16 protein-coding genes are annotated in these 25,425 nt (G+C 68.8%); 10 read left to right on the top strand and 6 right to left on the bottom strand.

Going from position 1 to position 25,425, the window contains the following annotated elements; all coding sequences use genetic code 11:
- Nucleotides 1-87: 87 nt before the first annotated feature.
- On the bottom strand, nt 88-1,032 hold the full coding sequence (locus tag R5H19_RS16310) for an aldo/keto reductase (protein WP_318160097.1): 945 nt from the start codon (nt 1,030-1,032) through the stop codon (nt 88-90).
- Nucleotides 1,033-1,137: 105 nt separating this feature from the next.
- Complete coding sequence (locus R5H19_RS16305; RefSeq protein ID WP_318160096.1) at nt 1,138-1,335, bottom strand: hypothetical protein; 198 nt, start codon at nt 1,333-1,335, stop codon at nt 1,138-1,140.
- Nucleotides 1,336-1,444: 109 nt separating this feature from the next.
- Here R5H19_RS16305 and R5H19_RS16300 point away from each other — a divergent pair, with 109 nt between their 5' ends.
- Entirely contained in the window at nt 1,445-2,365 is a 921-nt protein-coding gene (locus tag R5H19_RS16300; protein ID WP_318160095.1) for a LysR substrate-binding domain-containing protein, read from the top strand.
- A 241-nt stretch (nt 2,366-2,606) separates the two neighbouring features.
- Here the strand turns inward: R5H19_RS16300 and R5H19_RS16295 are convergent, their stop codons facing one another.
- Genes R5H19_RS16295 through R5H19_RS16285 form a run of 3 tightly spaced genes read right to left on the bottom strand, consistent with a single transcriptional unit; the run spans nt 2,607 to nt 6,708 of the window.
- Entirely contained in the window at nt 2,607-4,841 is a 2,235-nt protein-coding gene (locus R5H19_RS16295) for a hypothetical protein (protein ID WP_318160094.1), read from the bottom strand.
- Entirely contained in the window at nt 4,736-5,362 is a 627-nt protein-coding gene (locus R5H19_RS16290) for a hypothetical protein (protein WP_318160093.1), read from the bottom strand. Before R5H19_RS16290 ends, R5H19_RS16295 begins: the two co-directional genes overlap by 106 nt.
- 29 nt (nt 5,363-5,391) lie before the next feature.
- Complete coding sequence (locus R5H19_RS16285) at nt 5,392-6,708, bottom strand: OmpA family protein (protein ID WP_318160092.1); 1,317 nt, start codon at nt 6,706-6,708, stop codon at nt 5,392-5,394.
- Between R5H19_RS16285 and R5H19_RS16280 the strand changes: the two genes are divergently transcribed.
- The 5 genes from R5H19_RS16280 to R5H19_RS16260 all read left to right on the top strand — a co-directional run bounded on the left by R5H19_RS16280 (nt 6,707) and on the right by R5H19_RS16260 (nt 12,573).
- Nucleotides 6,707-7,210 carry an ECF-type sigma factor gene (locus tag R5H19_RS16280; RefSeq protein WP_318160090.1) on the top strand — a complete coding sequence of 168 codons (504 nt, stop codon included), beginning with the start codon at nt 6,707-6,709 and terminating at the stop codon, nt 7,208-7,210. The two genes, R5H19_RS16285 and R5H19_RS16280, sit on opposite strands and share 2 nt — an antisense overlap.
- Entirely contained in the window at nt 7,207-10,062 is a 2,856-nt protein-coding gene (locus R5H19_RS16275) for a serine/threonine-protein kinase (protein ID WP_318160089.1), read from the top strand. The genes R5H19_RS16280 and R5H19_RS16275 overlap by 4 nt, the downstream gene beginning before the upstream one ends.
- Nucleotides 10,063-10,326: 264 nt before the next feature.
- Nucleotides 10,327-10,989, top strand: a complete 663-nt coding sequence (locus tag R5H19_RS16270) for an NYN domain-containing protein (protein ID WP_318160088.1) — start codon at nt 10,327-10,329, stop codon at nt 10,987-10,989.
- 76 nt (nt 10,990-11,065) lie between these two features.
- The gene (locus tag R5H19_RS16265; protein ID WP_318160087.1) at nt 11,066-12,004 is read left to right on the top strand and encodes a methyltransferase; all 939 of its coding nucleotides are present in this window, start codon (nt 11,066-11,068) and stop codon (nt 12,002-12,004) included.
- A 32-nt stretch (nt 12,005-12,036) separates the two neighbouring features.
- Nucleotides 12,037-12,573, top strand: a complete 537-nt coding sequence (locus tag R5H19_RS16260; protein WP_318160085.1) for a pseudouridine synthase — start codon at nt 12,037-12,039, stop codon at nt 12,571-12,573.
- Nucleotides 12,574-12,640: 67 nt separating this feature from the next.
- Here R5H19_RS16260 and R5H19_RS16255 read toward each other — a convergent pair whose 3' ends face one another.
- Complete coding sequence (locus R5H19_RS16255) at nt 12,641-13,438, bottom strand: TatD family hydrolase (RefSeq protein WP_318160084.1); 798 nt, start codon at nt 13,436-13,438, stop codon at nt 12,641-12,643.
- Between the two features lie 399 nt (nt 13,439-13,837).
- Here R5H19_RS16255 and R5H19_RS16250 point away from each other — a divergent pair, with 399 nt between their 5' ends.
- From R5H19_RS16250 to gspE, 4 genes are all read left to right on the top strand, one after another.
- On the top strand, nt 13,838-14,290 hold the full coding sequence (locus tag R5H19_RS16250) for a hypothetical protein (RefSeq protein WP_318160083.1): 453 nt from the start codon (nt 13,838-13,840) through the stop codon (nt 14,288-14,290).
- Nucleotides 14,287-16,302 (top strand): PA domain-containing protein, encoded by a 2,016-nt coding sequence (locus R5H19_RS16245; protein ID WP_318160082.1) that lies wholly within the window; start codon nt 14,287-14,289, stop codon nt 16,300-16,302. The genes R5H19_RS16250 and R5H19_RS16245 overlap by 4 nt, the downstream gene beginning before the upstream one ends.
- Before the next feature lie 259 nt (nt 16,303-16,561).
- Entirely contained in the window at nt 16,562-23,467 is a 6,906-nt protein-coding gene (locus R5H19_RS16240; RefSeq protein WP_318160081.1) for an ESPR-type extended signal peptide-containing protein, read from the top strand.
- A gap of 266 nt (nt 23,468-23,733) precedes the next feature.
- Nucleotides 23,734-25,425, top strand: a complete 1,692-nt coding sequence (gspE, locus tag R5H19_RS16235; RefSeq protein WP_318160211.1) for a type II secretion system ATPase GspE — start codon at nt 23,734-23,736, stop codon at nt 25,423-25,425.

Below are 25,425 nucleotides of genomic sequence, written 5' to 3'. Positions count from 1 at the left end.
GCCCTACGCGCTGCGGGCCGAGGGCTGCCAGGTCGAAGCGCCGGAGTGAACCGCTTTGCAGGGCGGGCACGGCCCGCCCTGCGGTGATCAAGCGCTGGCCAGGTCGAGCTGCGCGATCTCGTTGTCGCTCAGCTGCAGGGAGGTGGCGCCGAGCAGTTCGCGCAGCTGTTCCACGCTGGTGGCGCTGACAATGGGCGCGGTGAGGCCGGGGCGCGCGATCAGCCAAGCCAGTGCGACCTGGGCAGGCGTGGCGCCATGCGCGGCAGCCACCGCATCGAGTGCGGCGAGTACCTGCAGGCCGTGCGGGTTGAGGTATTTCTTCACCGCCCCGCCGCGCGCGCTGCTCTTGGCCAGGTCGGCCTCACTGCGGTACTTGCCGCTGAGGAAGCCGCTGGCCAGCGCGTAGTAGCTGATCACGCCGATGCCCTCGCGGCGGATCAGCGGCTCCAGCTCCTGTTCGTAGCCGGCGCGGCTGACCAGGTTGTATTCCGGCTGCAGGCTCTCGTAGCGCGGCAGGCCGTGTTGTTCCGAGACGGCCAGCGCATCGGCGAAGCGGGCGGCGCCGAAGTTCGACGCGCCGATCACGCGCACCTTGCCCGCCTCGATCAACCGGGCGAATTCGCCCAGCGTGTCCGCCATCGGCACGCTGGCGTCGTCCTGATGCGCCTGGTACAGGTCGATGCAATCGACCTGCAGGCGCTGCAGCGAACCGTCCACCGCCTGGCGGATGTTCACCGGCGACAGGCCGGGGTGCTCGGCCCACTTGGCGACCTTGGTGGAGATCACCACGCGATCACGCTTGCCGCTCTTCTTCAGCCACTTGCCGATGATGGTTTCCGATTCGCCGCCGGCGTTGCCCGGCACCCAGGCGGAGTAGACGTCGGCGGTGTCGATCAGGTTGCCGCCGGCGTCGACGAAGGCATCCAGCAGTTCGAACGAGCGCCTCTCGTCCACGCTCCAGCCGAACACGTTGCCGCCGAAGGCGAGCGGGGCGATGGAAAGCGGCGAGTGGCCGAGCGGACGTTTTTGCATGGCATGCCTCCGATGGCAGCGAACGGGGAATTGGCGCGCGCTCCGATCATCGCGCGCGCCCTCTTCCAAGTGGCTGCATCTGCGCGGCATTCAAGCCGATGGCATTCAACGCGGGGCCATGATCCGCGGCCACACGCCGGCGCAGCACGCCAGCGCGTGGCGCACGGCCTTGGCGGCATCGTCGCTGCCGGCGGTGTCGTTGGCCGGGCGCGGCGCGGGCTGCGGCTCCGGGCGCCAGTCCAGGTCGTCCTTGTGCACCAGATGGCCATGCAGGAACAGCAGATCTTTCCACAGCGAGTTCATGGGGAAGCCTCCTTGGGAGGGTTTGTGGCTTGGGGAGAGCTCAAGATACGCGCGCCACAGGCCGCCAAAAAGCGATATATTCGCAAGTCAGGCTTGAGGGATATTCAAGATGGGAAAACTGCCGCTGGGCCTGCTGCAGCAGTTCGTGCAGGTCGCCCGCGAGGGCAATCTGTCGCGCGCCGCGACGCAGGCAAACCTGACGGTGAGCGCGCTCAGCCACCAGATGCGCCAGCTGGAAGAACGCCTGGAGCGGCGCCTGTTTGAGCGCGGCCCGCGCGGGGTGAAGCTGACCGCCGAGGGCTGTCGTCTGCTCGACGCGGTCGGCGGGCATTTCGACGGCATCGAGCATGCGCTGGCGACTTATCGCACGCGCCACCATGACGCGCTCACGCTCAGCGCCAGCCCGGGCATCCTGTCGAGCTGGCTGGTGCCGCGGTTGCCGCGGCTGGTCGCCGCGCATCCGGAGCTGGAGCTCAGCCTGCAATCGACGTCGACCCTGGTGAACTTCGAGCGCGAACCGGTGGACGTCGCCCTGCGCTACGGTCGCGGCGAATGGGCCGGCCTGCACAGCGAGCGGTTGTTCGGCGAATGGATCGCGCCGGTGGCGGCGCCGGAGCTGGTGGCGCGCATGGGCGACGCCGATCCGTGCGAGCTGTCGCGCTGGCCGCTGCTCGGCGAGCCGCAGCCGTCGACGCGCTGGAACGACTGGTTCGACCGCTACGGCGGCACGCGGCCGAAGCGCTACGTGGCGCAGTTCGACAGCCTCGACGCACTGCGCCATGCGGCGCTGGAAGGGCTCGGCGTGGCGCTGGGGCGGATGGTGACCTCGAAGTCGCTGATCGACGCCGGCCGGCTGCAGGTGCTGGGCGACAACTACCTGCCGGTGGCGGAGGCGTACTGGCTGGTGTACCCGCCGCGTTCGCTGGAGCATCGCGGCCTGCAGGCCTTCCGCGCGTGGCTGCTGGCCGAGGCCGACGACTATTGCCGTCAACTGCCCGGCATGAGCCAGTGCGGCATGGTCGAGGGCTGATGCAGCGAGCGGTTACCGTGGGCTGTTCACGCGGCTGTATCGTATCGAGGAGTTCGCAGCGGGACCTGGGCCAGTGGCGCTCGTACCAGCGCCACTGGCCGCTTGAGCTGCGCCCGGCAGGCAACGCTGCTCTACGCCGGACCCAAACCCGCATTCCCGGCGTGGAAAATCATCACGGCGTCGGCCGCGCCGGCGGATGGGGCGGCCGTTCAACCGCCTTGCTCCTGAAGAGCCGTGTCGATCAATACCGTGTGCGCAGCTCCTCGATCTTCAGTTCGAACGAGTTGCGCAACAGCCCGGAGCAGGCCTGCGATTGGGTCGACAAGGCCGCCAGGCCCGGGGCGAATCCGGCGAGCTTTTCCGGTCGGTATTGCCCCAGCAGCGCGCTGACCTGCTTCAACTGGGCCAGCTGTTGCTCCGCAGGCAGCTCCTTCGCTCCGACGAACAGCTGCAGCGCCTGCTCAGTCCCTTCCAGCTGCTTCGCCAGCGGCTCCAGCACCTGTGCCTTCTGCGTGTCGAAGAATTGGCCCAGCGCGCCCACGTTGTTGGCCAGTGTCGTGAAGACCCCCGTCTGCTTTGCCGCCACCGGCTCCCAGCCCGGGCACTGTTCCTCGAACATCAGACCCGCCATCGTCGCGGCGCCGGCCGGTGATCCGGGCGGTTCGGGTGGCGTGTCCGTGTCGCCGGGTTTGTCCACGTCCACCGGCGCATCGTTGTCGCCGACCTCGACCTCCTTTGCCCGTTGCGGCGGCCGGCCTTCTTCCGGCGGCAACTCGGTGCGGGTATTCGGCTTCGCCGGTGGCTCGGCTTCGGGTGGACTGTCCGGTCCGGAGGGATCCCCCGGCGGCGTGCGTTTGTCCTTGCACAATTCCAGGCGACGCCAGACGTCTTCCAGCTCCTTGATCACCGCGTCGAGTTGGGCATCCAGTTCCTTGAGCCGATCGGCCGCACCCATGCTGGTGCCGATGTCCTGGCCGACGTCCTGTGCCGCCATGCCCGCTTCGATGGCGGTCTTGAGAGGGCCCACCACGGCTTTCTTCGCGAGCAGATCGATGGTGTTGGCCACGGCGTCGCCATAGGCCTTGAGCGCGGTCTCGTTCCACTGCTGTCCGCCGACCTCGCCGTTGCTGGCCGCGTCGCGCATCTTGACCAGATGCTCGGCCACACTGTCGACGTCGGCCAATGTCTTCATGGTTTCCTGCCCGGCCTTGGCCAGGCCACTGGTTCCCGGGACACCGCCGGCGGCGGTCACGATCAACTCGGCGGTCTTCTTCGCCAAGTCGTTGGCGTGGCCCTCGAACTCGCGCATGGCGCGCTCGACCTCGGGGTCGTTGAGGACCTCGCTGATCGCGGCGAGGATGCGGTCGCGGCGCTTGTGCAGCCTGTCGCGCTCGGCGCGCAACTCGGCCCTGACCTCGTCGGTGCAGGGCACGACCTCCACCTCCAGCGTCGGGCCGGTGGCCTGACCGCAGGTGGTCATCGCCTGCACCGTGGTCCTGCCCGGCGCGCTGGCGCGGAGGGTGAGCGTGCTGTCGGCGTCGCCGACGGCAGTAAGCAGGTTGCTGGCGGGACGGTAGATGACCCGGCGCGCCGCACCGCGCGGCACCACTTCCACCGGCACGTCGTGGTGGCTGATGGGCCTGCCTTTGGCGTCGTACAGACCCATCTGCACGGGGTTGTCGCGGTTGATCGATTTCACCTCCAGGCTGTACACCACTTCCGATGCGCTCGGGCTCCTGGCCTTGTCGGTCCGCTCGGCCTTCACGGTGACGATGCCCGGTGCGGTAGCAGTCAGGGTGGCGCTGGCGCCGTGCGTGGCGATACTCAGCACGCCCGGCTTGTTGTCGCTGAAGCGGTAGCTGCCGCCGCCGCGGGCGGCGGTGACGGTCAGCGTGGTACGTGAACCCACCACGATGTCGGTGCAGCCGGTCAGGGCGAAGCTTTCGGCCTCGGCCTGCATCTGGCCGCACACATCCTTCGCCTGCGAATATTTCGCGGCATTTTCCCCTCCGGCCGCGGAAGCGACCATGTCGGAAAAATCGATCCCCAGTTCCGCGAACGCATCGGCATTGGCGTTCACCGCCGTGCAGAAGCCCTCGGCCACGTCGGCCATGCCTTCCGCCAGCCCCTCCATGCCCTGCGAGCCGGGATTTTCCAGCTTTCTCACCCCGTCCCTCATCTTGTCGCCGCCTTCTTCCAGGCCGCGTCGCTGCGCCTCCAGCACCTCGCGGACCTTGGGGTCCTGCTGCGCGAGGGTCGCGGTGGAGCAAGCCAATGCGATGGCGGTAACCAGCGCCGTCGATACCGCACGAGTGGGGTGCCTGGCAGGTCGCGTCGACGGCGGCGCGGCGCAAACCGGGAGGGCAGCGCTCATAGCTTCATTCGCTTGGCGGCATCCACGGCGAACGCGGGATCCTGTTTGCCCAGCGGGCCGCCGCTGACGAACACGAACCAGGGCTTGCCCGATGGCTGCCACAGCAGCGACTTGCCGTCCAGGTAGGCTTGGCCGTCCAGGTCCGCAATCTCGGATACCCCGCCCTTCTTGCGGTGGTAATCCACGGTCGCTTCGAACTCGTTGGCCGGGCGGATGTTCACCATCAGGAAGCGTGCCTTGCCCAGGTTTTTGGCGTCCAGCTCCGCCGGGCCGAGATTGCAGCCGCCCCAGGACGAGCCCATCCGCTGCATCGATTCGCTCTTGGCTGGCCCGCCGATCAGTGCCTCGACATCGGCCGGTGCCAGAAAGGCACACACGTCGGCGGCCGGCTCGCTCTGGCTGCTTGCGGAGCGTTCGGCGCGCGCCTCCAGGTCTTTGGCGAGGGCCTGCATTTCGGCGGCGGCCTGCTCGGGGTCGGAAGAAAGGTTCTTCATCTTGTCGGTAACGGCCTTCATTTCCGCGGCTACCTCCTGGCGCTGTTCCTCCGGTGACTTTTCCCTGCCGCAGGCGGCCAGGACCAGCCCGAGTACTGCGGTTATGACGACGAACTTCGATGGACGCATGGAGTAGTTCCTTGGCGAAAGGGAGGGTGTCAGAACATCCGGTCGAGCAGGTTGCGCGCTTTCTCCCGGACCGTGTCGTCTGCCTTGGCGCCGGCTTCGGCTTCGGCGGAATGCCCGGCGTTCTGCGCACGGTCGCGTGCGAACCTTCCCGCCCGGCTTTCCGGTTTCCCGTCGCGCCCGCCCACCGGCGCAACGACCAGGCGTGCGGGCTTGGCGGCGGCAGCGCCGATAGCGCCGCCGGCCTTGCTGATTTCCACGCGACGGTTCGCCGCCCGGCCTTCTTCGCTGCGGTTGTCGGCCACCGGCGCGGTGTCGCCGTAGCCCTTGGCGGACAGGCTTCCGGCGGCGACGCCGCGCTGCACCAGCGCGACACGCACGCTTTCGGCGCGCTGCTGCGACAGCGTCAGGTTTGCCGCGGCGTTGCCGACGTTGTCGGTGTGCCCGCCGATCTCGACCCGTGCCGAAGATGCCTGTTTCAGCATCGCCGCCGCCTGATCCAGGATCGACGCGGATTCGGCCCGGATGGTCGCTCTGCCGGTGTCGAAGTGGACGTCCAGCCGCAGATATCCCTGCCGGTCGAACTGCTCCATCAACTCGTTGGCCGAGACCTCCTGGGCCATGGCCTCCGGCGTGATGCTGGCGATGGCGTAGTAGTCGCCGCCATTTACCGAACCCAGGTGCACCCAGTATTCCCTGCCGCCCTGGGTTATGCGTAGCGTGGCAATCTGCTGCTGGATGTTCGTCCATTCGCCGGCCATGAATGATTGCGCGCCACCCTGCATCACCACGGTGGCGCCCCTGGCCCGCGCCGCGTCGAGGTGGTTGCGCAGGATCTTCAGCGGCGAGCTGGGCGTGGCGCCCTCGTCAAGCCCATAGACAACCATGTCGTAGCGGCCTTCGATGGTCTCTTTCTCCGCCTCGTGGTCGCTGATCATCCGTACCGGAATTTCCTTGGCGTCGAAGTCCGAGGTTTCGCACTCGATGGCGTGATAGCCCTGCATCGGCGTGAACAGCGGATGCGGTTTGCAATCGGCGGCAGCACGCACGGGCAGCGAAGCAGCCAGGGCGAGTACGGCCAGCAGAGTGCCGAACAGGCGGGAAGGCGGCAGTAGATGGTGCAGTTTCACGGCAGGTTCCTTGAGTTGGTGAAGTGGGTCGCAAAGAGGTAATCGGGAAACCCGGGCCAAACAGGACACCTTGTTGGTGAAAGCAGTTGCTGCATGCCAGACTGCGGCCTCGTTCGAGTTTCTCCTGCCGCCTGGTACCGGAAATCGCAGCATGACGTTGCCCGCTCCGGAAAATTTGCCGCTGACCCACTGGCTGGCCCAGGCGAGGGATGGCGACATGACCGCCGCCGACGCCGTCCTGGCCGCCGTCTACGCCCAACTCAAGCAACTGGCGCGCGCCCGCCTGAGGCGTGGTCACCGCCAAGCCTTCCAGACCACCGAGCTGGTCCATGACGCCTGGCTGAAGCTGGCCGGCAATCAAGCTCTTTCCCCGAAGGATCGCCAGCACCTGATGGCGCTGGCGGCCCAGGCCATGCGCCAGATCCTGGTCGACCATGTGCGCCAGAGACAAACCGAAAAGCATGGCGGGCAGTGGCAGCAGCTGACCCTGACCGAACGCGTTCCTTCCGGCGACGCCGCGCAGATCGAAGTGGTACGTCTGGACGAACTGCTCCAGTCCCTGCAGCGGTTCGATCCGCGCGCGGCGCGGATGGTGGAGCTGCGCTACTTCGGCGGCTACGACGAAAACGAGATCGCCGGCCTGCTGGAGGTCAGCGTGCGCACCGTGCGCCGCGACTGGCGGCGCACCCGTGCCTGGTTGAAGACGGAACTGGAGTCATGACCCCGGAAGAACAGCAGCGCCAGCGGCGGGCCGCCGATATCTTCGATGCGGTGGTGGAACTGGCGGACGCCGAGCGCAAGGCACGGCTGGAGGCTCTGTGCGTCGATGACGCGGCACTGCGTTCGCAGGTGGAAAGAATGCTGGCGGCCGACGTCGGCGGCACCGAACCGTTTGCAGGGAACGCCGCGCGCTGGAGCACGGAACTGGCGGCCGAAACGGCGGTGCAGCAGCCCGACTGGCAGGGCCGCCGCATCGGCGCGTGGCAGATCGTCGGCGTCATCGGCCATGGCGGGATGGGCGTGGTGCATGAAGTGCGGCGCGACGACGATGCCTATCAGCAGCGTGCTGCCCTCAAGCTGATCCGCATCGGCGCCGATCCGGTGGTTGCGCGCGAGCGCTTCCTGCGCGAGCGGCAGATGCTGGCGCAATTGCAACACCCCAATATCGCCACCCTGCTCGACGGCGGATTCACCGCCGGGGGCGATCCGTACTTCGTCATGGAATACGTCGATGGCCAGCCCATCGACGCGTGGTGCGATGCGCGCAAGCTGGGACTGCGCGAACGCATCGGGCTGTTCGCGCAGGTGCTCGACGCGGTGCATCACGCGCACCGCAACCTGGTGGTGCACCGCGACCTCAAGCCGTCGAACATCCTTGTCGACAACGAAGGCCGGGTGAAGCTGCTGGATTTCGGCGTCGCCAAGCAATTGCAGGGTTCCGACGCCACCACCATCGGCGCGCGCGCGCTGACCCTGGAATACGCCTCGCCCGAACAGTTGAACGCCGCGCCGATCACCACGGCAACCGATATCTGGCAGTTGGGCATCGTGCTGTACCGCCTGCTCGGCGGCGCGCACCCGTTCGGCCTCAGTCACGACACGCCGTTGCCCAGGCAATTGCAGCAGCTCGGACGCGAACCGGAAGCTCTGACCAGGGCGGCCGCCCGCGTCAGCGCGGAAACCGCCGCTTCGCGCGGATACAACCCGGCCGCACTGGCGGCGGCATTGCGCGGCGACCTGTCCAGCATCGTGCAAGGCTGTCTCCAGCGCGCGCCGGAGCACCGTTACCCCTCGGTCGATGCCCTGGCCGACGATCTGCGCCGCTGGCGCGAACACCAGCCCTTGCGCATCGTCGCCCCTGGCCGCTGGAAAACCGCACGGCTGTGGTTGCGCCGCAACCGCGTGCTGGCCGCGGCCGCCGGCAGCATCGCCGTCGCCGTGCTGGCCGGCACCGGCCTGGCGCTCTGGCAGGCCGACGTGGCACGCCGGCACAGCGCCAACGCGCAAGAAGCGCTGCAGTTCCTCAGCGACACCCTCACCGCTGCCGCTCCGGAGAACGCCATGACCCACCAGGTCAGCGTGCGCGAACTGCTGGACAAGGCCCGCGAGGAACTGGACCGGCGCGACACGGCTGCCGCCGAGGTACGCCAGCCGCTGCAGCGGCTGCTGGGCGACCTGTACCAGTCGCTGGGCGAACCGCAGATCGCCACTGACCTGTTCGAGGCCGGGCTGCGCGGAGTGGAGCCGCGCGAACGCGACGAGGCCCTGCGCCTGGCCGAAACATGGAAGAACTATTCCACCGCGCTGGGCGCCGCGATGCGCGGCGAGGACAGCCTGGCCGCCGCCGAACAATCCGCCGCCTTGCGCCGCCGGCACGCGCCCGGTGACGCCCATCAGGAACTGTTCGCGCTGATCGGCCTGGGCTACGGGAACTACTACGCCGACCGTGACGGGGAGGCGCGTGAACTATGGCTCCGGGCCGCGACGCTGGCCGAGGGAGTGCCCGACCTGCCGCTGCTGCCTGTGGTGGAGATGTACTCCATGCTGGCCGGCGTGGAGGCGGATACGGGCCAGCCGTCCGAGGCCGTGAAGTTTGCGAACAAAGCCCTGGCATATGCCGATGCGCGGGGATTGCCGCCGCAATCGCCCTGGCGCATCAACCTCCTGCGCGCCCTTACGGCCGCGCAGCTCAGGAGCGGCAACCCGGATGCCGCCGAGGCGGCGATTCGCCAGGCCGTCGGGCTGGCCGAGGACACGCTCGGCGGAAAAGGCGACTTGAGCAGCAAGGTGTATGGACAATTGGGCACCGTGCTGCGGCACCAGAATCGCTACCGCGAAGCGATCGTGGCGCAGGAACGCGCGATGCAGGCCGTTGTCGGCGATACGCCGGCCAACATCGCCATCGACCTGGACAAGCTGGCCTCCATTTACAAGAACTTCGGAGACTACCCGCGCGCACTGGAACTGTTCGCGCGCAGCCTTGCCAAGCTGGACGAAGCCGGCGCATCCGCCGATGACCGGACCCGGCGCCGGATCGATCGCAACCTCGCGAACTGCCTGGTGGCGGCGGGACGCCATGCCGAGGCGGAACCCCTGTTGCAGCGCCTGATGGAAAGCGCGATCCGCATCGAGGGCATGGATTCGATGGAATACGTCTTCGTCGCGTGGCAACAGGTGCTGCTGGCACAAGGCAAATCGGATGCACGGACCATGGAGTCGATGTTGCCGGAGCTGCGCGCGCGCGCGGGCAGGCGCTTCCCGCCCGGGCACCCGGTCATGGCGAACATGCTGCGTGCCGAGTCCGCACTGGCGTACTTGCAAGGAAATCTGCCTGCAGCCGAGCGCCTGCAGCGGGAGGGCATGGAGGGATTGCGGGGCAAGGGCGCGTCGTCGGTTGATCTCGCGCGTGCCCAGGTCGAACTGGCGCGCATCCATCTCGAGCAGGGCAAGCATCCGGAAGCGCGCGAGCTGCTCGGCGAAGCCCTGCCCGTGCTGCGTGAAGCTGTGCTGCCGCAGGAGGTCAGGCGCGCCGAAGCCGAATCCCTGGCGCGCAGGTTGACCATGAAGGGGTGACCATGTGCGCATGCCGTGTGATCGACGAGATGATCACCGGCGTGCTGCCGCCGGAACGTTCAACCCCGCATTCGGGCTGATGCACGAGGACAAGGCGGTCCGGATCGGTGATCCATTATGGATCTGTCGCGCAGCCACAGCAGTGCAGTTGCATCACCGCCGATCCGGTTCCCACAGTAGAATGCACCTCTGCCGCCGGCCTCTTTCTGCCGGCGGTGTTCATTCATTCCCTCGATACATGCCACCTGTCCGCAAGGTTGTTCCATGAATCGCACCGCCATCCTCGTCGACGGCGCTTTTTTTCTTGCCCGCTACCGCAAGGTGTACGGGGAGCGCGACGCCGGCGACGCGCGCGCGGTGGCGAAGACCGTGTTCAGCATGGCGCTGGAGCATCTGAAAGCGGTCGACCGGCCGCGCGAGCAGCTGTACCGCATCTTCTTCTACGACTGCCCGCCGCTGGAAAAGAGTCTCGTCAAACCGATCAGTGGCGACAGCGTCGACTTCGGCCGCACCGGTGCCGCCGCGTTCCGCCGCGAGCTGCACGACCAGCTGCGCCGCCAGCGCAAGATGGCGCTGCGGCTGGGCCGGCTGGCCGAGCGCGGCGAGTGGCAGCTCAAGCGCGGCGCCTACCAGCAGCTGCGCGAGGGCAGCCTGCGCTGGGACGACCTGCGCGACGAGCACTTCGAGCCGGACATGCGGCAGACTCAGGTCGACATGAAGATCGGCATCGACATCGCCGCGCTGACCTACAAGAAGCTGGTCGACCAGATCATCCTGGTCGCCGGCGACGCCGATTTCATCCCGGCCGCGAAGCTGGCCCGCTACGAGGGCATCGACTTCATCCTCGACCCGATGTGGCAGGGCATCGCGCCGGACCTGCACGAACACATCGACGGCCTGCAGTCGGTATGCCCGCGGCCGTTCTGAACCGTTTACCGGGATTGCACGTGCTTTTCGCGACATTGCAGCAAATTCGGACGGCCGACGCGCCAAGGAGTCATTGATGAACCGCGCAACACGAATGGCAAGGACAAGAAGGCTGCGGCTGGCCGCGGCGGCACTGCTGGCCGTCGGCCTGGGCCTGCCGATGGTGGTTGGTGCACAGACGGTGCGCGCCGCCACGGCCGAGTCGGACCAGCCGGCGGACGAACTGGTGCCACCCACCAGCGCCAGCGACTTCACCGCCGCGCAGCTGGACAGCGTGCTGGCCGGCAGCTGGCGTGCGGAGGCGAACCGCGCCCGCGACGCCTACCGCCACCCCAAGGCCACCTTGCAGTTCTTCGGCGTGCGGCCGGACCGCACGGTGATTGAGATCACCCCCGGCGGCGGCTGGTACGCCGAGATCCTGGCGCCGCTGCTGCACGACAACGGCCACTACATCGCGGCCGAGAAGGCGCCCGCCGCCGACAGCGAGGCGCGCAGCGACGACAGCGCCCTGCGCAAGAAATTCGCCGCCGACGCGGCACACTACGGCAACGCCCGCATCGTGCAGTTCGATCCGAAGGCGCCGGTGTTCGGCCCGCCGGCCTCGGCCGACCTGGTGCTGACCTTCCGCAACGTGCACAACTGGGTCATGGCCGGCACCGCGCCGGCGATGTTCAAGGCGTTCTTCGCCGTGCTCAAGCCCGGCGGCGTGCTCGGCGTGGTCGACCACCGCGCCGCCGACGGCGCCTCGCTGGAGGCGGTGAAGTCGAGCGGCTACCTGCCCACCGCCTACGTGGTGAAGCTGGCCACCGAGGCGGGCTTCACGCTGGACGCCAGCAGCGAGATCAACGCGAACCCGAAGGACAGCAAGGACTATCCGAAGGGCGTGTGGACGCTGCCGCCCACCTTGACCCTGGGCGAAAAGGACCGGGCGAAGTACCAGGCGATCGGCGAGTCCGACCGGATGACCCTGCGCTTCGTCAAGCCCGCGAACGCGAACGGGGACGGAGGGCATTAAGTAGCTACTTAAGCCCTCCGTCCCCAACTCCCATGCTGATCGCGCTGAACAAGCCGTACGGTGTGCTGTGCCAGTTCACCGACGATCGCGGCCGCACCACGCTGGCGGATTTCGTCGCACAAAAAGACGTCTATGCGGCCGGACGGCTGGACCGAGACAGCGAAGGCCTGCTGCTGCTGACTGACGACGGCCGGCTGGCGCACCGGCTCACCGACCCGCGCCACAAGCAGGCCAAGACCTACCTGGCACAGGTCGAGGGCGTCATCGACGAAGCCGCGCTGCAGGCCCTGCGCCGCGGCGTGGTGCTGAACGACGGCCCGACCCTGCCGGCCGACGCCGCGTTCGCCAGCGAACCGGACTGGCTGTGGCCGCGCGATCCGCCGGTGCGCTTCCGCCAGGCCATTCCCACCAGCTGGCTCACGCTCACCTTGCGCGAGGGCCGCAACCGCCAGGTGCGCCGGATGACCGCCGCGGTCGGTTTCCCCACGTTGCGGCTGATCCGCGTGCGCATCGGCGACCACGCGCTGGACGGACTGGGCCCGGGCGAATCGCGGATCGTCACGTTGTAGGAGCGCACCCTGTGCGCGATGCTTTTCGCGGACGTGGCGGAAGGCGACGCGAGGTGTCGCGCGCTGGTTACGGCAACGGCGCCAATCCGAAGAACGCTTCGGCGGTTGCGGTGCTGTTCGCCGCGGTGGTTTCCGCGTGCTCGCCGCGGTCGCGGGCGATCTCTTCGCAAATGTGCTTCAGGTACATCGGCTCGTTGCGCCGGTGCGAAGGCAGTGGGCGCACCGTGCGCGGCAGCAGGTAGGGTGCGTCGGTTTCGATCATCAGCCGGTTCGCCGGGATCTCCCGCACCAGTTCGCGCAGGTGGGTGCCGCGGCGCTCGTCGCAGATCCAGCCGGTGATGCCGATGTGGCAATCCAGCGCGAGATAGTCGCGCAGTGCCTCGCCGGTGTCGGTGAAGCAGTGCACCACCGCGCCCGGCACCCGGTCGCGCCAGCGCCGGAGCAGTGCGACGAAATCCGCGTGCGCGTCGCGCTGGTGCAGGAACAGCGGCTTGTGCAGCTCCGCCGCGATCTGCAGCTGGCGCTCGAACACCCGCAGTTGCACCTCGCGCGGCGAATAGTTGCGGTTGTAGTCCAGTCCGGTCTCGCCGACCGCCACTACCGCAGGATTTTGCGCCAGCATGCGCAGCTGTGCGTCGGTGGCCTCGTCATAGTCGATCGCGTGGTGGGGGTGGACGCCAGCGGTGGCGAACAATCGGCCGGGATGGGCGGTGGCCAGGGCCAGTGCCTTGGTGCTGCCTTCGGACGAGGCGCCGGTGACGATCATCCGACCCACCCCGTGCGCCTGCGCGCGTTGCAATACGGCATCGAGATCGTGATGGAACGACTCGTGGGTGAGGTTGGCGCCGATATCGAGCAATTGCATGGGGTGAAGCCGTGACGGTGCGGTCCATTCTGGCAGCCCCCCGCAGACAGGCAAGCCGGGAGTATTCCGCATGGCAACAGACAGCTTGCCGGAGCTTCCCGGAAACCGCGTTGACGTTCGCAAGAACTTGCTGTTAGTTTCGTGATGTTGGTCCGAGATTTTCATACTCGATTCAGCTAGGGCGTAAACCGCTCGAGGGGGTTAGCCAGTCTTTGGCGTGCGGGGGAGGAAGCTGTCTGCCGGTTCACGCTCCGCGTGCAATCCAAGGCTGGTTCAACTCGGCATGGCTTCGGGGCGCCTGCCATCACGGGATCTTTGCTGCGCATCAGGGGCGCTCGGCGGGAGCGCACTGAATTTCGGCATCGGCTGACGATGCCGCATATCAACGGAGGGGTTTTCATGCAGAAAAAAGTCACGGCACGGGCGGTCGGGTTGGCGCTGTCCGGCCTGCTTGTCGCGGGCACCGCGGGTGCGGTTGGACAGAAGGCGGCACAGGCGGAGGCAACCATGGTCGACGTCCAGGGCGTCCAGGTCGCGATCGACCCGTCGACCGGCAGGTTGGTGGCACCGACGGCGGCTCAGCGTGCGGCACTGTCCGCAGCCATGCTGAAGGAAGCGAATGCGGCTCCTCTCGGCACCACGCACGCCCTGTCGCAGCGGCCGCGCAATGAGCTGGAGGCGATGAAGACGCTGAAGCGGACGAAGACCGGCAAATATGCCGCCGTCATGCAGGTGCCCGAGACCCTGACGAGCAGCCTGGTCGCCGAGACCCGCGCCGATGGCGCGGTGGTGATCCGCCACCAGGACGAAGCGGCAACCCGTGGCCAGCCGGTACAGGAGGTGCTGCAATGATCCGCCGCAAGCAGTTGTTCTCCGCCCTGCTGGCGCTCGGCATGTGCAGCTTCGCCGGCACCGCCGCCCTTGCCGGCGAGATCAAGATCGTCAACCTCGACGCCGGCACCAACCAGGGCCTTGACGATGCCACGCCGGCCACGCCGGTCGGCGGCAACCCGGGCACCACGCGCGGCCAGCAGGCGCTCAACGTGTTCCAGTTCGCCGGCGACCTGTGGGGTGCGGTGCTGCAGAGCGACGTGCCGGTGATCAATACCGTCACCTTCACTCCGCTGAGCTGCGACGCCACTTCGGGCGTGCTGGGCTCGTCCGGAACCAACTACATCTTCCAGTTCAATGCACCGGCTCCTTCCGGCGCGCTGCTCAACACGTGGTACCACTCCGCGCTGACCGACGCCCTCGCCGGCACCGACGCGGCGGTGGCCAACGACTTGCCGGCCACCACCCCGGACATCATCAGCCGCTTCAACAGCAAGCTGGGCACCACCGGTTGCCTGCAGTCCTCGGGCTGGTACTTCGGCCTCGACGGCAACACGCCGCCCGGGCAGATCAATTTCCTCAACGTGGTCCTGCACGAGATGGCGCATGGCCTGGGCTTCTCCGGGTTCAACAACCTGTCCACCGGCAAGCAGAACCAGAACCAGCCGGACATCTACTCGACCTTCGTCAAGGACAACTCGACGGGCAAGATGTGGACCGCGATGACCGACGCGGAGCGCAAGACCGCGGCGCTCAACGACAGCCACGTCGTGTTCACCGGCAGCAACGTGAAGAGTGAGGCGCCGCTGGCGCTGAAGCCGCTGGTCACGTTCAACGTCACCGCACCGGCCAGCATCGCCGGCAGCTACGACTACAACCCGGCGGCGTTCGGCGCCGCGCCGACCCCGGCGAACTTCACCGGCAACGTGGCCGTCCCGGCCGATCCGCTGGCGTGCGACATCGTGGATGCCGGCGTCAGCGGCAAGATCGCGCTGATCGATCGTGGTGTCTGCGCCTTCACCATCAAGGTGAAGAATGCGCAGGATGCCGGCGCGATCGGCGTGATCATCGCCAACAACACGGCCGGTGCCATCGCGCCTGCCGGCGATGATCCGAGCATCACGATCCCGACCATCGGCATCACCCAGGCCGACGGCAATACGTTCAAGGCCAACCTGGCGACGCTGGCGGTGGCGTTCACGCCGGATCCGCAGGGGCGTCTGGGCGGTACCGATGCCGAAGGCAACGTGCAGCTGTACGCACCGACGGTGCTGGCCCAGGGGTCGTCGTTCTCGCATTACGACACGCGACTGACCCCGAACGCGATCATGGAGTACGCGATCAACCAGGATCTCGAGGGGCAGATCAACCTCGACCTCACCCCGGCGCTGTTCAAGGACGAAGGCTGGAAGCTCAACGAAGGCGGCCAGTTGTTGCTGACCTGCAACACCGGCATCCCGACCTGGATTCCCGGCGGCCTGGTGGTCGGCGCCAACGTGGTGGCCAACGCGAGGATCATGGCTGCGGCTGCGGCCAACGTGGATGACTATCGCGCCGCGATGGGCAATTACGCGGCCGGCCTCGCCAACGACGGCCTGATCACGGTCGACCAGGCGAGCAGTCTGGCGGCGTGCCTCGGCAACGCGGAAACGCAGGCCCAGTACGATGCCTGGGGGCCGGGCGAGCCGGGTGGCCCGGGTGGCGTCGACGCCATCGAACTGACCAATGGCGTGGCGCTGGGCGGGCAGACCGGCACGGCCGGCGGCGAGAAGCTGTACTCGCTGGAGGTTCCGGCAGGTGCGCGCGGCTTGAACATCCGCACCTTCGGCGGCGTCGGTGACGTCTCGCTGTTCGTCTCGATCAATGCCGAGCCGACCAGCACCGATTACGGCTTCAAGTCCGTGCATGCCGGCAATACCGAGTCGGTGGTGCTGACCAAGCCGGCCGCGGGCACGTATTTCATCAAGGTGATCGGCGTGAAGCCGTACACCGGGGTGAGCGTGCAGGGCAGCTACCTCGAGCCGCCGAAGTAAGCGGGCACGCGCCGACTCCGGTCGGCGCGTGCCGGTGGTGGTGGGTTCCTGCGCTTCGGGGAGCCCATCGCCCATCCCGCACAGAGTGCATTCGTATGGACGTCCGCACGTCCGGACGTCCATCAAAGAACAGGAAAGGCACGCCCGCGCGCAACGCGCGGGGCGGGTCTCCGCATCAGGCGCGGAAGACACGGCGCGTACCGGCAGGCACGTCCGGCGCCAGTCATCCGACCGGTAGTCACTATCGCAGGGGTACGATGTGAACAGGATCTACAGCAAGGTATGGAACAAGTCGCTGGGCATGCTCGTGGTCGCTTCCGAGCTGGCCAGCGCGAATGGCAAGGGTGGCGCCGCGAGGCGTCTGCGCGCGGGCATGGCAGCGGCGGGCCTGGTATTGGCGCTGGGCGCCGGCCAGGTATCGGCAGCGCAGTTCGAGGCGGACCCGGCCGGCAACCCGGTGGTTGCCCCGGTCGTCGGCACGGGCGGTACGGCGGGTGGTCAGTCGGCCGAGGCAGGCGATTTCGCCACGGCGATCGGCTACGAGGCGCGGGCTATCGGCATCTATTCGTTGGCGATGGGCGCGAACGCGCAGAGCCTGGGCGTGCTGGCTGTCGCGGTCGGCAATGGCAGCAACGCCAGCGGTGTCGCCAGCACGGCGCTGGGGGCGGCGAGCCAGGCCAGCGGCGCCGTGTCGACGGCGGTCGGCAACGACAGCAGGGCAACCGGTGCGCTGACCATCGCGGTGGGTTCGTCGAGCAGGGCCAGTGGAGATCTGTCGCTGGCCCTTGGCGTGAACAGCCAGGCATCGGGTTACAGCTCCATGGCAGCGGGCCTGGGCGCCATGGCGTCCGGCGCAAATAGCATGGCGGTTGGCGGCTATACCGTCGCGTCGGGCGGCGAAAGCGTGGCAGTGGGCGGCCTTGGCGAAAACGGGACGGTCGCGACGCAGGCCACCGGCCTGCGTTCGACGGCGCTGGGTGTGGCCAGCCAGTCGTCCGGCCAGCAGGCCGCGGCGGTGGGCTACATGGCTCAGGCGGATAGCTACAACGGCACCGCGCTGGGTTCGGGCTCCCACGTGCAAAGCGGCGCATACGACGCCGTCGCGCTGGGTTCAAACTCGATCGCCGACCGTGCCAACACGGTATCGGTGGGCAGCGCGGGCAGCGAGCGTCAGATCACCAACGTGGCGGCCGGCACGGCAGATACGGACGCGGTGAACGTGGCGCAGCTGAACGACTCGGTGAGCGGCGCCACGCGCTTCTTCCAGGCGGACGGCGCGGACGACGGCAGCGAAGACGCGCTGGCCGACGGCGAGCACGCGGTGGCCTCGGGGGCGAGCAGCTTCGCCGCCGGCACGGAAAGCGTGGCGATCGGCTACGGCACGTTCGCCGCGGACGCCAACAGCACGGCGGTGGGTGCGCTGAGCAGCGCGTTCGGGGTGGGCTCGTCGGCGTTCGGCAGCCTGGCCAGCACCAACGCGGACTACGCCACGGCGACCGGCTACGGCGCCTCGGCGTCGGGCAACAACAGCGCGGCGTACGGCGCCGGGGCGCAGGCCAGCGGTGCCGGCAGCGTGGCGGTCGGCGGCATGGCGACGCAGGACGACGGCAGCGCGTTGCTGCTGGATGCGAACGGCGATCCGATCGAGTTCGCCTCGACCAGCGCCGGTATGGGCGGCACGGCGGTGGGCGCCAGCGCGCAGGCTGGCGGGTTGGCCGCGTCGGCGTTCGGCGTGGGTGCCGAAGCGGCGGGCGACCTGTCGACGGCGCTGGGCGGACTGTCCTACGCCGGCGGCACGCAGTCGCTGGCCGGCGGTTTCCAGGCGGCGACGATCGGCGCCGGCGCGCTGGCGCTGGGTTCGATGAGCTACGCCGAGGGCATGCTGGCGACGGCGGTGGGCTACGGTGCCAGTGCGTACAACGACGGCAACGTGGCGATCGGCGCGGGGGCGTCGGCGCTGGGCGACAGCAGCGTGGCGATCGGCGACGGGGCGGAGACCGGCTATGCGGGGTTCGGCATCGAGAGCTTCAACACGGTGGCGATCGGTGCCGGCAGCTGGGCGTTCGGCGACAACGCCACGGCGCTGGGCGCGAATGCGTGGGCAGTGGGGCAGCAGAGCACGGCGATCGGCGTGGATGCGTTTGCCTCGGGCACCAACGCGGTGGCGCTGGGTGTAGGTTCGGAGGCGAGCCGCAACAACACGGTATCGGTGGGCAGCGCGGGCAGCGAGCGGCAGATCACCAACGTGGCGGCCGGCACGGCAGATACGGACGCGGTGAACGTGGCGCAGCTGAACGACTCGGTGAGCGGAGCCACGCGCTTCTTCCAGGCCGACGGCGCGGATGACGGCAGCGAAGACGCGCTGGCCGACGGCGAGCACGCGGTGGCCGCGGGCGCGGGCAGCGTCGCCGCCGGCACGGAAAGCGCTTCGTACGGTTTTGGTTCGGCGGCCTATGGCGACAACAGCGTGGCGATGGGCGCGAGCGCCCAGGCCACGGCCGACTATGCCACGGCCGTCGGTGCCGAAAGCGAAGCCTCCGGTGAATTCAGTGCGGCGTTCGGCGCGGCCAGCCTGGCCAGTGGCGATGGCGGCACGGCGCTGGGCGTGCTGAGCGAAGCCGATGGCGTAGAGTCGACGGCGGTGGGCTTCTACAGCCTGGCGTCGGGCGACGTCGCTACGGCACTGGGTGCGGAGAGCATCGCCAGCGGCGTGACCGCGGTGGCGGCGGGCTTCCAGGCAGAGGCGTCAAACAGCTACACGACCGCCATCGGCAGCTGGGCTGTGGCGTCGGGCTACAACAGCACGGCGTTGGGCAACTCCGCCGAAGCGCTGGCTGGCGATTCGGTGGCGCTGGGCTCGGACTCGATCGCCGACCGCGCCAACACGGTATCGGTGGGCAGCGCGGGCAACGAGCGGCAGATCACCAACGTGGCGGCCGGCACGGCAGATACGGACGCGGTGAACGTGGCGCAGCTGAATGCCTCGATGAGCGGCGCCACGCGCTTCTTCCAGGCGGACGGCGCGGACGACGGCAGCGAAGACGCGCTGGCCGACGGCGAGCACGCGGTGGCCTCGGGGGCGAGCAGCTTCGCCGCCGGCACGGAAAGCGTGGCGATCGGCTACGGCACGTTCGCCGCGGACGCCAACAGCACGGCGGTGGGTGCGCTGAGCAGCGCGTTCGGGGTGGGCTCGTCGGCGTTCGGCAGCCTGGCCAGCACCAACGCGGACTACGCCACGGCGGTCGGCTACAACGCGGTCGCCACCGGCATCAACAGCACGGCCTTTGGCGCGAATGCGCAGGCCACCGGGCCGGCGAGCTTGGCGATGGGTGGCACCGCCGTGGACGAGAACGGCGACCCGCTGGTGCAGGACACGGACGGCAACCCGATCACCGTGGGCGCCACCAGTGCCGCGGTGGCCGGCACGGCGGTGGGCGCCAGTTCACAGGCCAGCGGCTTCGCTTCGTCGGCGTTCGGCGTGGGCGCATATGCCAGTGGCGATCTTTCGCTGGCTTTGGGCGCCGTGGCGAATGCCGTGGGCGATTTTGCGGTGGCGGTGGGCCCGCAGAGCGTGGCGGCCGGCAACGGCAGCGTGGCGGTGGGCGGCATGGCCGATCTCATTCCCGGTGCCGGCTTCTACGTGCAGACGGCGGCCGGCGGTGAAAACGCCACGGCGCTCGGTGCGGGCGCGCAGGCCACGGATGACTACGCCACTTCGGTCGGCGCGATCACCGAGGCCGGGTACGGCGCGACGGCCGTGGGCTACTTCGCCTATGCACCCGGCGCGAATGCCAGTGCATTCGGCATCAACAGCTGGGCGGCGGGACTCAGCAGCCTGGCCCTCGGCGACAACAGTACTGCGCTCGGTGATGGCAGCGTCGCCCTCGGTGCCTATTCTTGGGCGAGCCGCGACGGTACGGTCGCGGTGGGTGATGTGAACAACGGCCTGACCCGTCAGATCACCAGCGTCGCCGCCGGCACCGAGGACACCGATGCGGTGAACGTGGCGCAGCTGAATGACACGGTGGCGGGAGCCACGCGCTTCTTCCAGGCGGACGGCGCGGACGACGGCAGCGAAGACGCGCTGGCCGATGGCGAGCACGCGGTGGCCGCGGGCGCGGGCAGCGTCGCCGCCGGCACGGAAAGCGCTTCGTACGGTTTTGGTTCGGCGGCCTATGGCGACAACAGCGTGGCGATGGGCGCGAGCGCCCAGGCCACGGCCGACTATGCCACGGCCGTCGGTGCCGAAAGCGAAGCCTCCGGTGAATTCAGTGCGGCGTTCGGCGCGGCCAGCCTGGCCAGTGGCGATGGCGGCACGGCGCTGGGCGTGCTGAGCGAAGCCGATGGCGTAGAGTCGACGGCGGTGGGCTTCTACAGCCTGGCGTCGGGCGACGTCGCCACGGCACTGGGTGCGGAGAGCATCGCCAGCGGCGTGACCGCGGTGGCGGCGGGCTTCCAGGCAGAGGCGTCGAACAGCTACACGACCGCCATCGGCAGCTGGGCTGTGGCGTCGGGCTACAACAGCACGGCGTTGGGCAACTCCGCCGAAGCGCTGGCTGGCGATTCGGTGGCGCTGGGCTCGGACTCGATCGCCGACCGCGCCAACACGGTATCGGTGGGCAGCGCGGGCAACGAGCGTCAGATCACCAACGTGGCGGCCGGCACGGCAGATACGGACGCGGTGAACGTGGCGCAGCTGAATGCCTCGATGAGCGGCGCCACGCGCTTCTTCCAGGCGGACGGCGCGGACGACGGCAGCGAAGACGCGCTGGCCGACGGCGAGCACGCGGTGGCCTCGGGGGCGAGCAGCTTCGCCGCCGGCACGGAAAGCGTGGCGATCGGCTACGGCACGTTCGCCGCGGACGCCAACAGCACGGCGGTGGGTGCGCTGAGCAGCGCGTTCGGGGTGGGCTCGTCGGCGTTCGGCAGCCTGGCCAGCACCAACGCGGACTACGCCACGGCGACCGGCTACGGCGCCTCGGCGTCGGGCAACAACAGCGCGGCGTACGGCGCCGGGGCGCAGGCCAGCGGTGCCGGCAGCGTGGCGGTCGGCGGCATGGCGACGCAGGACGACGGCAGCGCGTTGCTGCTGGATGCGAACGGCGATCCGATCGAGTTCGCCTCGACCAGCGCCGGTATGGGCGGCACGGCGGTGGGCGCCAGCGCGCAGGCTGGCGGGTTGGCCGCGTCGGCGTTCGGCGTGGGTGCCGAAGCGGCGGGCGACCTGTCGACGGCGCTGGGCGGACTGTCCTACGCCGGCGGCACGCAGTCGCTGGCCGGCGGTTTCCAGGCGGCGACGATCGGCGCCGGCGCGCTGGCGCTGGGTTCGATGAGCTACGCCGAGGGCATGCTGGCGACGGCGGTGGGCTACGGTGCCAGTGCGTACAACGACGGCAACGTGGCGATCGGCGCGGGGGCGTCGGCGCTGGGCGACAGCAGCGTGGCGATCGGCGACGGGGCGGAGACCGGCTATGCGGGGTTCGGCATCGAGAGCTTCAACACGGTGGCGATCGGTGCCGGCAGCTGGGCGTTCGGCGACAACGCCACGGCGCTGGGCGCGAATGCGTGGGCAGTGGGGCAGCAGAGCACGGCGATCGGCGTGGATGCGTTTGCCTCGGGCACCAACGCGGTGGCGCTGGGTGTAGGTTCGGAGGCGAGCCGCAACAACACGGTATCGGTGGGCAGCGCGGGCAACGAGCGGCAGATCACCAACGTGGCGGCCGGCACCGAGGACACCGATGCGGTGAACAAGAGTCAGCTCGATGCGGTGCAGAGCCAGCTCGACCAGGGCGCGGCAGTCGCGGTGAAATACGACGACCCGGGCAAGGCGAAGATCACCCTGGAGGGGGCGGACGGCACCACGATCGGCAATGTGGCCGACGGTGTCGACGCCAACGACGCGGTGAACAAGGGCCAGCTCGATGCCGCGATCACCAGCGTCGCGAACGGACTGGGCGATCTTGCCGACAGCGCGGTGACGTACGACGACGTCAGCAAGGGGCAGATCACCCTGGCCGGCAGCAACGGTACGCGGATCAGCAACCTGCAGGCGAGCGACGTGGCGAGTGATGCCGCCACGGTCGGGCAGCTTGCCGACGTGCTGAGTGCGTTCGGCGGTGGCGCGATGCTGCAGGCGGGCGGCGGCATCGGCATGCCGAACTTCGCGATCCAGGGCGGCAGCTACAGCAACGTCGGCGATGCGCTGGGGGCGCTCGATGCAGCGCTGGCCGGCGCGTTGGGCAGCATCAGCGGTCTTGATGGCCGCTTGGCGGTGGTGGAGCAGGGCCTGTCCAGCGGCGGCGGCACCAACACCCGCGTGGCCGTCGACGGGGCGATCGATGGCAGCGATGCGGCCACCGTGCCGCAGGGTTCCAGGGGCGTGGCCATCGGCTCCGGTGCGGCAGCCGGCGGCAGCTACGGTACGGCGGTCGGCGGCGACAGCTATGCAGCCGGCCCGAACGACACCGCCATCGGCGGCAACGCGAAGGTGAACGCCGACGGCAGTACCGCGGTGGGCGCGAATACCACCATCACGGCGGCGGCGACCAATGCGGTGGCAGTGGGCGAAGGCTCGTCGGTGACGGCAGCCTCCGGTACTGCGATCGGCCAGGGCAGTTCGGTCACGGCGGAAGGTGCGGTGGCGCTGGGCCAGGGTTCGGTGGCGGACCGGGCCAACACGGTGTCGGTGGGTACGGCGACAAGCACCCGCCAGATCACCAACGTGGCGGCGGGCACGCAGGATACCGACGCGGCCAACCTGGGCCAGGTGCAGGATGCGCTGGTGACTGCGAAGGGTTACGCCGATGCGGGTGACCAGCAGACGTTGAGCCAGGCGAAGACCTATACCGACCAGAAGACGGCCGGCTTCGTCAGCACCAGCGACCTCAGTTCCTTGCGCAATGAGGTCAACGGACGCTTCCATACGGTGAACCAGCGGCTGAGCCGCGTGGGCGCCATGGGCGCGGCGATGTCGCAGATGGCGTTCAGCACGCAGGGCATCGACGCGAAGAACCGGCTCGGTGTCGGTGCGGGTGGTTACGGTGGCCAGGCCGCCCTGTCCGTCGGCTTCTCGCGTCAACTGTCGCCCAAGGCCAACCTGACCTTCGGCGCCGCGGTCAGCGGCAGCGAAACCTCCGGGGGCGTGGGCGTGGGTATCGGCTGGTAGGTCGCCCGGCCCGGTGTTCCGGGCCACTGGCGTGTTTGACGGGAGCCGGCGCCCATGGGCGCCGGCTTTCTCTTGCTGCGGTCGGGCGAAGGCACGGGCCATGCCGGTTCCCGGCCGGCATATGCCGAGCTCGCCGATCGCGTACCGGATGTGATACCAATGACGTTTGCCATGTCGGCGTCGGGGGGCGTGGAATGGCGGTCGCATGAATTCACGCGGGGTGGAGGATGTCGGCAGTGATCGAGCCGGCGGTCAACGGGGCGGCCATGGTGGCGGATGACCGCGAGGCGGAAGTCTGCGCATGGCTGGTGGCGCGAGGTCGCCTGAAGGACGGCGATCTCGGCCGCGCGCGCCGGCTGCACGAGGAGTCTGCCGAAGGCACGCTGACCACCCTGATGGCGCGGCTCGGACTGGTGTCCGAACGCGACCTGGCCGAGGCCTGGGCCGAGCTGCTGCGGGTACCGCTGCTGGCCGCGCGCGATGCGCCGGAGCTGCCGCCGGCCGACCTCGACCTGTCGCTGCGCTTCCTGAAACAGCAGCACGTGGTGCCGGTGCAGGACGACGCGGGGCTGGCGCTGCTGGTGGCCGATCCGGCCGATCCGTATCCGCTGCAGGCGGTCGCGCTGGCCGCCGGCCGGCCGGTCGCGCTGCGGGTCGGACTGCGCTCGGAAATCGACGGGCTGATCGAACGTTATTACGGTTCCGGCCGCTCGGCGATGGGCACCATCGTGGAGAACCTCGACGGCAGCGCCGCCGAGGAGGACGACGTCGAGCACCTGCGCGACCTCGCCTCCGAGGCGCCGGTGATCCGGCTGGTGAACCTGATCCTGCAGCGCGCGGTGGAGCAGCGCGCTTCCGACGTGCACATCGAGCCGTTCGAGAACCGGCTCAAGGTGCGCTATCGCATCGACGGCGTGCTGCATGAAGTCGAGGCGCCGCCGGCGTCGAGCACGGCAGCGGTGATCTCGCGCGTGAAGATCATGGCGCGACTCAACATCGCCGAGCGCCGCCTGCCGCAGGACGGCCGCATCCAGCTGCGCGTGCAGGGCAAGGAACTGGACCTGCGCGTGTCCACCGTGCCGACCAGCTTCGGCGAGTCGGTGGTGATGCGCATCCTCGACCGCGAGTCGGTAGTGTTCGACTTCGCCTCGCTGGGCTTCACCGACAGCTTCCAGTCGCGTTTCGTCGAGGTGCTGCAGCGGCCGCACGGCATCCTGCTGGTCACCGGCCCCACCGGTTCGGGCAAGACCACCACGCTGTACACCGCACTGTCGAGGATCAACACGCCGGACGTGAAGATCATCACCGTCGAGGACCCGGTCGAATACCAGATCGAGGGCATCAACCAGATCCAGGTGAAGCCGCAGATCGGGCTGGATTTCGCCGGCGCGCTGCGCTCGATCGTGCGCCAGGACCCCGACGTGATCATGATCGGCGAGATGCGCGACCTGGAGACCTGCCGCATCGCGATCCAGTCCGCGCTGACCGGCCACCTGGTGCTGTCCACGCTGCACACCAACAGCGCGGCCGGCGGCATCACCCGCCTGCTCGACATGGGCGTGGAGGATTACCTGCTCGGCTCCACCGTCAACGGTATTCTCGCGCAGCGGCTGGTCCGGAGACTCGACCCGGAGACGGCGGTGCCCTACGAACCCTCGCCCGAGGTGATCGCCCAGTTCGAGCTGGAGAAGTACGCGGACGGCAAACCGATCCGCCTGTGGAAGCCCGGCTCCAGCGCGGCGAACCCCAGCGGCTATCGCGGCCGCCAGGCGATCATGGAATTCCTGGTGATGAGCGACCCGCTGCGCCGCCTGGTGATGCGGCGTGCCGACGCCGGCGAGGTCGAGAAGCAGGCGCGCGCCGAAGGCATGCGCACGATGTACGAGGACGGCATCGTCAAGTCGCTGGCCGGCATCACCACGCTGGAGGAGGTCCTGCGCGTCACGCAGGAAGGCTGA

The organism is Rhodanobacter sp. KK11 (assembly GCF_033345435.1).
In the GTDB taxonomy this organism is placed as follows: domain Bacteria; phylum Pseudomonadota; class Gammaproteobacteria; order Xanthomonadales; family Rhodanobacteraceae; genus Rhodanobacter.
This window is presented reverse-complemented; position numbering and strand designations above follow the sequence as displayed.

Coding starts and splice junctions, on each gene's coding strand:
- R5H19_RS16310 (WP_318160097.1), bottom strand. CDS start 1,032: ATGCAAAAACGTCCGCTCGGCCACTCGCCGCTTTCCATCGCCCCGCTC.
- R5H19_RS16305 (WP_318160096.1), bottom strand. CDS start 1,335: ATGAACTCGCTGTGGAAAGATCTGCTGTTCCTGCATGGCCATCTGGTG.
- R5H19_RS16300 (WP_318160095.1), top strand. CDS start 1,445: ATGGGAAAACTGCCGCTGGGCCTGCTGCAGCAGTTCGTGCAGGTCGCC.
- R5H19_RS16290 (WP_318160093.1), bottom strand. CDS start 5,362: ATGCGTCCATCGAAGTTCGTCGTCATAACCGCAGTACTCGGGCTGGTC.
- R5H19_RS16280 (WP_318160090.1), top strand. CDS start 6,707: ATGACCGCCGCCGACGCCGTCCTGGCCGCCGTCTACGCCCAACTCAAG.
- R5H19_RS16285 (WP_318160092.1), bottom strand. CDS start 6,708: ATGTCGCCATCCCTCGCCTGGGCCAGCCAGTGGGTCAGCGGCAAATTT.
- R5H19_RS16275 (WP_318160089.1), top strand. CDS start 7,207: ATGACCCCGGAAGAACAGCAGCGCCAGCGGCGGGCCGCCGATATCTTC.
- R5H19_RS16270 (WP_318160088.1), top strand. CDS start 10,327: ATGAATCGCACCGCCATCCTCGTCGACGGCGCTTTTTTTCTTGCCCGC.
- R5H19_RS16265 (WP_318160087.1), top strand. CDS start 11,066: ATGAACCGCGCAACACGAATGGCAAGGACAAGAAGGCTGCGGCTGGCC.
- R5H19_RS16260 (WP_318160085.1), top strand. CDS start 12,037: ATGCTGATCGCGCTGAACAAGCCGTACGGTGTGCTGTGCCAGTTCACC.
- R5H19_RS16255 (WP_318160084.1), bottom strand. CDS start 13,438: ATGCAATTGCTCGATATCGGCGCCAACCTCACCCACGAGTCGTTCCAT.
- R5H19_RS16250 (WP_318160083.1), top strand. CDS start 13,838: ATGCAGAAAAAAGTCACGGCACGGGCGGTCGGGTTGGCGCTGTCCGGC.
- R5H19_RS16245 (WP_318160082.1), top strand. CDS start 14,287: ATGATCCGCCGCAAGCAGTTGTTCTCCGCCCTGCTGGCGCTCGGCATG.
- gspE (WP_318160211.1), top strand. CDS start 23,734: ATGGTGGCGGATGACCGCGAGGCGGAAGTCTGCGCATGGCTGGTGGCG.